The following is a 7,644-nucleotide window of genomic DNA, read 5'->3' on the forward strand; positions in this document are numbered from 1 at the left end:
CGCGAGCTGCTGCCGGCCGGTGCGGCCGAGTCTCCGGCACGCGGCGGCGGCGAGCCGCAGGCGCCGTAGGTCGCGCGCCGTCCCGTGCTCACCTGGGCGGGGCCGACCGTTCACCCGAACCGGACAACCTGGACGCAATCGGACTCCTCCGACCACTGCGAGATGGAGACAACCATGCGTCACACGCGCTCGATCGCCCGGTTGGCGGTCGCGACGATGCTGCTGGCCGGTCTGGGGGTGGCGGGTGCCACCTCCGCCTCCGCCCAGGACGACGGCCCGCTGCAGCAGGGCCACGTCTACCTGTTCAACAACCACAAGAACCTGGCGACGGCGACGGCCGCCGACCAGGTGACCGGCCAGTCGTCCTTCACGGGACGCGCCTTCACCTCGGTCGCGGTCGACGGCGCCTGCCCGGCCGGCACCGCACAGACGCAGGTGGTCGTGCGGCTCAAGAGCGCCGCCGCCGAGGCGTTCTGGGACGAGGTGCCGATGGGCGCCTCCGAGCTGTACACCGTGGACGCGAACGGCCACGCCTACATCGACACGCCGATGGACAACTTCAACCTGGCGATGATCCAGAACTTCGTCGGCTCGGCGACCAAGGTGCTCCCGCTCGCCCTGGTCTGCATGGACGAGAACGCCGCCACGCTCGGCTACTTCAGCACCGACGTGAGCATCGCCCCGCTGAGCGCGCCGGCCTGGTCCCAGGTGACGCCCCCCGGGGGCCTGCCGGCCGGGAACAGCCCCGCCGCGACCTCGACCACGCTGACGGCCACCGCCCAGGGCGCGAACCTGCTGCTCACGGCGGCGGTCAGCCCGGCCGCGAGCGCCGGCACCGTGACCTTCGCCGAGGGGTCCACGACCCTCGCCACCGTCGCCGCCAGCTCGGGTCAGGCCACCACCACCGTGACCGCGCCCTCGGCCGGCAACCACACCTACCGCGCCACGTTCACCCCGAGCGACACCGCGTCCTACTCCTCGTCGTCCGTCGAGACGACGGTGTCGGTCACCACGGCGGCGGACGGCACCATCACCGTGACGCTCGTCGTCCCGGCGGCTCCCCTCGGTGCCCCCGGCGCCGTCACCCTAGCGGTCCCGGCCTCGTCGTCGGTCGCGCTCACGGGGACGCGTGACGACACCAACACCCGTGTGACCGCCTCGGCCGCGCTGCCGGCGATCACCGTGACCGACACCCACCGTGCCGACCTGCAGACCTCCTGGCAGGTCAACGTCCAGGCGAGCGACTTCAGCAACGGCAGCACGACGATCGGGGCGAAGTACCTCGGGCTGGCGCCCGCGCTCCCGACGACGGTCGCGCTCGACGGCCCGGCGACGGTGGTCCAGGCGGGCGCGCAGGTCGCGTCCAACCTCGACAGCGGCTCCAGCAAGGGTCTCTCGCAGGCCCAGCCGCTCGGTGTCGTCGCCACCAAGGGTCAGGGCACGACGACGCTCGGCGGCCAGCTCAACCTCGCCGTGCCGGGCTCGACGGCCGAGGGCACCTACACCTCGGTCATCACCGTCACCCTGATCGGCGGCTGACCGGCCCTCCCGCCGGACCTTCCTCGCACCACCGACCGTCCCCGGAGCTCCAGCCATGACCATGCACCCACGTCCGATGCCCAGACCGTTGGCGGCTCTGGTGCTGGCCGTCCTGGTCCTGCTGCTGGCTCCGGGGACGGCCGCGTCGGCGGACGACGCCACCGTCGCCTGGTCGGTCTCCCCGGCCGGTGCCGACGGTGGTGTCGACGGCCGGACCCGGCTGTCGATGCAGCTCGACCCGGGCGCCACCGCCACCGACCGGGTGGTGGTCGCGAACGCCTCCAGCACCGACCAGACGTTCACCGTCTACGGCGCTGACGCCTTCAACACGTCCGAGGGCGGCTACGACCTGCTCAGCGCGGACAAGTCCTCGACGGACGCCGGGTCGTGGGTGAGCGTCGACCATCCGCAGATCACGGTGCCCGCCTCCTCCTCGGCGGTCGTCACCGTCACCGTCGCGGTCCCGGCGGGGGCGACCCCGGGCGACCACGCGGCCGGCGTGGTGGTCTCGCGCGCCGTGCCGAAGGCGGACCAGCAGGGCGTCATCCTCGACACCCGGGTCGCGGTCCGGCTGTCGGTGCGGGTGGCCGGTGCGCTCGCACCTGCGCTGAGCGTGCGGGACGTGCACGTGGCCTACGCCCCGTCCGGGGTTCCGTTCGGGCCGTCGGACGCCGATGTCACCTACACGGTGCGCAACGACGGCAACGTCACCGTGCTGGGCGAGCCGCGGGTGCGGATCACCGGACCGTTCGGGACCACCCTGGCCGTCAAGGAGCCGGGTGCGACCCGCGAGGTGCTGCCGGGCCAGTCGTTCGAGGTCCGGACCTCGTTGGGAGCCGTCGAGCCGGCGCTGGTCGACACGGCCGTCGTCGACGTGTCGATGGCGGCGGCGCCGGGCCCGGACACCCAGGTGCCGCTGGTGTCGAGCACGGCGCGCTCGAGCTTCGCCGCGGTCCCGTGGAGCGGGCTGGGCCTCGTCGTCCTGCTGGTCGGCGCGGTCTGGTGGTGGCTGCGGGCCCGCCGGGCGCGACGTGCCGAGGCCGAGGCGATGTGGGCCGAGCTGGCGGAGCAGGCGAAGGCCGGTCAGCTGCCGGTCGAGGTGGCGGGTGGTCGCGACGACGCGGGCAGCGTGGCGGTCCGGCTGCTGCTCTCGGTGCTCGTGGCTGGTGCGGGTGCGGCGCTCGCGCTCGGTCTGGCAGCCCCGGCCGGCGCTGCGGACGACCTGCCCACCGGTGCGGCCACGGTCACGCTCGCGGTCCCCGCGGCCCCGCCGGCAGGGGGGCGTGCGGCGGTGTCGTCGACCCAGCAGTCGACGACGCCCTCCGGTGCCACCCGGCGCACCACGACGACGGTGGCCGCGGACACGTCCCAGCCGCAGTCGCAGGTGCTCGCGGACGACGGTGCGAAGCCGGCGAGCACACCCGTGCACGGGGCGCGGGTGCTGGCCGCGGACACGCTGTGGCGCAACGCCTCCGGGTTCACACCGGCCCAGTGGGGCCTGGTCGCCGTGTCCGGGGCGCTGCTGCTCGGCGGTGCCGTGATGGGGGTGCGTGCACTCGTGCTGGCTCGGGCGGCCCGTCCGTGAGTGACGGTCCGGCCGGGTCAGCGCAGGAGGGTTCCGCGGGCAGGTCGCCCGCATCGCTCGTCCGGTCCGAGGCGGACCGGGCTCTCGAGGGGAGTGCTGTGCCGGACGACACCGTCGTGGTCGAGGACCCGACCCGCACCCAGGTGCTGAGCCCGACGACGGCGGTGGAGCCGCCGCGCGGCCGACGGGCGGCGCGGGCCGCGGCAGGTGACGGTGCGGTCGACCTGCTCGCCGCACCGGCACTGGACGTCGCGCCGGTCTCCTACGCCCCGCGCGGCCTGGCGCAGCTCGAGGGGGAGGCGATCTCGGCCTGGTTCGGCTCGCACCAGGTGCTCGACCGGGTGAGCCTGACGATGCCGGCCGGTCAGGTGACGGCGCTCATCGGCCCGTCGGGCTGCGGCAAGTCGACGTTCCTGCGCATCCTCAACCGGATGCACGAGCTGGTGCCGTCGGCCGCGCTGGCGGGGCGGGTGCTGCTGGACGGGGAGGACATCTACGACCCGGGCCGACGGCTCACGGATGCCCGCCGCGCGATCGGCATGGTGTTCCAGAAGCCGAACCCGTTCCCGGCGATGAGCATCCGGGAGAACGTGCTCGCCGGTCTCAAGCTCACGGGGGTCAAGGCGTCGAGCGCCGAGAAGGCGCTGCTGGTCGAGGAGTCGCTCACCCGGGCCGGTCTGTGGCGCGAGGTCAAGGACCGCCTGGGCGCCCCCGGTGGCGGGCTGTCCGGCGGTCAGCAGCAGCGGTTGTGCATCGCCCGGGCGCTGGCGGTGCGCCCGCGCGTGCTGCTCATGGACGAGCCGTGCTCGGCGCTGGACCCGACGAGCACCCGGGTGATCGAGGACACGATGATGGCGCTCAAGCACGAGCTCACCATCGTCATCGTCACGCACAACATGCAGCAGGCGGCGCGGGTCTCCCAGCAGTGCGCGTTCTTCCTGGCCGAGCAGGGCACGCCCGGCGTGATCGTGGAGCACGGTGACACCGGGGCGATGTTCACCCGGCCGCAGGACGAACGCACCGAGGCGTACGTGGAGGGTCGTTTCGGCTGACGTGCGGGGCCCGGTGCGGGCGGCCGCGAGCTGGTCGGCCGTCCGGGGGACGGGTGCGGGGTTCGTTCAGGCGCAGGTCCGTGGACGCCGATGGGTCGGTGACGGCACCGACCTGAGGCGGACCCATGTTCGGACGGACGTACCTGACCCTCCTGCTGCTCGGTGCGATGTGCGCAGCGCCGGCCTCGGCACCGCCGTCGACGGGTGCGGCCGGGGCGCCCGAGCACGACGGCGCGGCGGTGGGAGCGGCCTGGCACGTGGTGCCGCCGGCGGGCTGGTGGCTGCACTGGCCCGGCGGCCACCACGGGCCCCGCCCCGCCCCGCACCCGACGCCGACCCCGCCGGCTCCCACCCCGCCGGCTCCCGCCTCGGGCTACACCGTGACGGTGACGATCCCGACGGTGTTCACGTTCACGGTGCTGCGCCAGGAGCAGCACCCCGGTCGGTGCGACGTGCTCCTCGCGGTCACCGACAACCGTGCCGGGAACCCCGGCTGGGCGCTCGCGGCGCACGGCGGCGGTCGCGGGACCCTGTGGGTCGAGCAGGTGCCGGGCAACGGCTTGCGGGCCTCGGACGTGCAGGTCGGGCGCTCGTCGGTGAGCTACCCGGCGGGGCGCAGCGGCGGGTCGGTGCGGGTGCACGCGACCTTCGCCAGCTGCCCCGGCTGGACCCTGCTGTAGCGGTGCGGCGCGCTCAGCGCACCGGTGCCACGAGCGTGCGCCGCACCCGGTCCCGGCTGACCAGCACGGCGGCGACGCCCACCACCCACACCGCGACGACCACCCACATCGCGGCTCGGTAGTCGGCGAGCTGGGCCGGTGCCCCGCCGGTCCGGTGGTCGAGCACGACGCCGACGGCCAGCATGACGACGACCGCGCCGATGAACCCGCCCGCGTTGGCGACCCCGGTGGCCGACCCCATCCGCTCGACGGGGGCGTAGGAGGCGGCGATGTCGAGCCCGATGAGCGAGGTCGGGCCGCCGAACGAGATGAGCACGACGAACACCGCGAGCTGCCACAGCGGCCGCGGCGTGCTCGGCAGCAGCACGATGAGCCAGCCGGCGAGCCCCGCGACGGCGACCGCGAGCACCATGAGGGACCGGCGCGTGGGGTGCCGGCCGGTGAGCTCGCCGATCACCGGGCCGCTCACGATGGCCACCGCCACCGACAGGCTGAACAGGGCGCCCGCCTGGCCGGTGGTGAGCCCCTCGCCCTGCACCAGGAACGGGTAGCCCCACATGAGCAGGAACATGTTGAGCCCGAACGCGCTGAGCAGGTGGCTCCAGAAGCCGAGCCAGGTGGCCCAGGACCGGATCGTCGGCCCGAGCCCGGCCAGCAGGGCGGGGGGAGCCCACGTCGTCGTCGGGCCGTCGTCGGGCCGGTCGCGCACGAGCGTGACGGCCCCGACGGCGGCGATCCCGCCGAGCGCCGCGAGCCCGGCGAACGCGGGTGTCCAGCCGAGCCGGTGCAGCGCGAAGGCGAACGGCACGGCGGACACCACCTGCCCGAGCTGCCCGACGATGCCGGTGACCTGGGTGACGAGCGGGACGCGCCGGGCCGGGAACCACGCGGGGACCAGGCGGATCGCGGACACGAAGGTCATCGCGTCACCGGCGCCGATGAGCACCCGCGCGACCAGCGCGAGCGGCATGGAGTCGACCAGGCCCATGGTGAGCTGCCCGGCGGCCATCGTGGCGGCACCGGCGGTGAGCATGACGCGGGAGCCCACCCGGTCGAGCGCGACCCCGACCGGCAGCTGCAGCAGCGCGTAGACGACGACCTGCACGACGGCGAACAGCGAGAGCGCGGTCGCGGCCACCTCGAACCGCTGGGCGGCCTGCAGCCCGGCGACCCCGAACGAGGTGCGCTGCGCGACCGCGGCGGCGTACACGAGAACGGCCGTGCCCCACACGACCCAGCCGCGTGAGCGTGGTCTCGTGGAACCGGCAGCAGCTGCCGTCGCCGGCTCGACCACGCGTCCTCCCGGCTCCATCGTAGGTGCGCGCGGTTGGGACCCCGTGCGCCGGTCCCCCGGTCGGGGGAGGGACGCGGCGCCCCTGCGGGAGACCGCGTCTACGGCACGAACCGGTAGCCCAGCCCCGGCTCGGTGACCAGGTGCCGCGGGCGGGCGGGCTCGACCTCGAGCTTGCGGCGCAGCTGGGCCATGTAGACCCGCAGGTAGTTGGTCTGCTCCTGGTAGCCCGGGCCCCACACCTCGGTGAGCAGCCGGGCGCCGGGGACGAGCCGGTCGGGGTTGCGCACGAGCAGCTCGAGCAGGTGCCACTCGGTGGGCGTGAGCCGCACGGGTGCGCCGTCGCGCGTCACGGTGTGCGCCACCAGGTCGATGGTGACCGGTCCGGCCTGGACCACGGGCGCCGCGGGTTCGGGTGCCGAGCGGCGCAGGGCGGCCCGCACCCGGGCCAGCAGCTCGTCCATGCCGAACGGTTTGGTGAGGTAGTCGTCGGCCCCGGCGTCGAGGGCGTCGACCTTGGCCGACTGGGAGTCGCGGGCCGAGAGCACGATGATCGGCACCGCGGACCAGCCGCGCAGCCCGCGCACCACCTCGACCCCGTCCATGTCGGGCAGGCCCAGGTCGAGGATCACCAGGTCGGGCGCGTGCTGGGCGGCGGTCAGGGCGGCCCGCCCGGTGCCGACGGTCTGCGGCTCGTAGTGCCGGGCGCGCAGGTTGATCGCCAGCGCGCGGGCCAGGGCGGGGTCGTCGTCGACGACGAGGACGCGGGTCACGAGCGGTCCTCCGACGCGCGGCCGGCGGTCGGTCGGGCGCCCGGCAGCGGCTCCGGGGCCAGCGCGCGGCGCAGCTCGACGGTCATCGTGAGGCCGCCGCCCGGGGTGGTCGACGGGGTGAGCGTGGCGCCCATCGCCTCGGTGAACCCTGCGGCGATGGCCAGCCCGAGCCCGAGCCCGGTCGTGGTGGACCTGTCGTCCAGCCGCTGGAACGGCACGAACATGCGCTCCCACTCCTGCGGCGGCACGCCCGGCCCGTGGTCGGTCACGGTGAGCCGCACGGCGGTCGGCCCGGCGGCGGCGGCCACCTGCACCCGCCCGGACGTCGTGTAGCGGCGGGCGTTGTCGACGAGGTTGGCCACGACGCGTTCGAGCAGCCCGGGGTCGGCGAGCACGAGCGGCAGGTCGTCGCGCAGCACCACGTCGACGTCGGGCTGGTGCAGCAGGGCGCGGGCCACCACCTCGTCGACGCCGACCGTCTGCACGAGGACCGGCATCGAGCCGGCCTGCAGCCGGGACAGGTCGAGCAGGTTGGCGACCAGGGCGCTCAGCCGGTCGGCACCGTCCTCGATGGCGGCGAGCAGCTCGGCCTGCTCGTCGGGCTCCCACTGCACGTCGTCGGCGCGCAGGCTGGACACGGCGGCCTTGATGGCGGCGAGCGGCGAGCGCAGGTCGTGGCCGACGGCGGCGAGCAGCCCGGTGCGCACCTTGTCGGCGGTGGCCA

At 74.9% G+C, this 7,644-nt stretch carries 7 protein-coding genes; 4 read left to right on the forward strand and 3 right to left on the reverse strand.

The features are described 5' to 3' along the window. Positions 1 to 174: 174 nt before the first annotated feature. The 4 genes from F2B26_RS13125 to F2B26_RS13140 all read left to right on the forward strand — a co-directional run bounded on the left by F2B26_RS13125 (position 175) and on the right by F2B26_RS13140 (position 4,856). Positions 175 to 1,539: an Ig-like domain-containing protein gene (locus F2B26_RS13125; RefSeq protein WP_159810085.1), complete on the forward strand. Its 1,365-nt coding sequence runs from the start codon at positions 175 to 177 to the stop codon at positions 1,537 to 1,539. A gap of 76 nt (positions 1,540 to 1,615) precedes the next feature. After that, on the forward strand, positions 1,616 to 3,124 hold the full coding sequence (locus F2B26_RS13130; protein ID WP_159810087.1) for a WxL protein peptidoglycan domain-containing protein: 1,509 nt from the start codon (positions 1,616 to 1,618) through the stop codon (positions 3,122 to 3,124). A 278-nt stretch (positions 3,125 to 3,402) separates the two neighbouring features. Beyond that, positions 3,403 to 4,176 (forward strand): phosphate ABC transporter ATP-binding protein, encoded by a 774-nt coding sequence (locus F2B26_RS13135; RefSeq protein ID WP_201292737.1) that lies wholly within the window; start codon positions 3,403 to 3,405, stop codon positions 4,174 to 4,176. Between the two features lie 125 nt (positions 4,177 to 4,301). Continuing rightward, the gene (locus F2B26_RS13140) at positions 4,302 to 4,856 is read left to right on the forward strand and encodes a hypothetical protein (protein ID WP_159810089.1); all 555 of its coding nucleotides are present in this window, start codon (positions 4,302 to 4,304) and stop codon (positions 4,854 to 4,856) included. Between the two features lie 13 nt (positions 4,857 to 4,869). Here the strand turns inward: F2B26_RS13140 and F2B26_RS13145 are convergent, their stop codons facing one another. The 3 genes from F2B26_RS13145 to F2B26_RS13155 form a co-directional block, all read right to left on the reverse strand. Next, a complete protein-coding gene (locus F2B26_RS13145; RefSeq protein ID WP_159810091.1) occupies positions 4,870 to 6,150 on the reverse strand; it encodes an MFS transporter in 1,281 nt (426 codons plus the stop codon). A 98-nt stretch (positions 6,151 to 6,248) separates the two neighbouring features. Continuing rightward, the gene (locus tag F2B26_RS13150) at positions 6,249 to 6,920 is read right to left on the reverse strand and encodes a response regulator (protein ID WP_159810093.1); all 672 of its coding nucleotides are present in this window, start codon (positions 6,918 to 6,920) and stop codon (positions 6,249 to 6,251) included. After that, positions 6,917 to 7,644: sensor histidine kinase (locus tag F2B26_RS13155; protein ID WP_235929665.1), on the reverse strand; the 728-nt coding region annotated here is incomplete at its 5' end. The genes F2B26_RS13155 and F2B26_RS13150, both read right to left, overlap by 4 nt.

The sequence above is a fragment of the Cellulomonas citrea genome (genome assembly GCF_009829685.1).
Taxonomy (GTDB): Bacteria; Actinomycetota; Actinomycetes; order Actinomycetales; family Cellulomonadaceae; genus Cellulomonas; species Cellulomonas citrea.

What these genes read in the sequence shown, in the direction of transcription:
- F2B26_RS13130 (WP_159810087.1), top strand. Translation starts at nt 1,616, where the DNA reads ATGCCCAGACCGTTGGCGGCTCTGGTGCTGGCCGTCCTGGTCCTGCTG.
- F2B26_RS13140 (WP_159810089.1), top strand. Translation starts at nt 4,302, where the DNA reads ATGTTCGGACGGACGTACCTGACCCTCCTGCTGCTCGGTGCGATGTGC.
- F2B26_RS13125 (WP_159810085.1), top strand. Translation starts at nt 175, where the DNA reads ATGCGTCACACGCGCTCGATCGCCCGGTTGGCGGTCGCGACGATGCTG.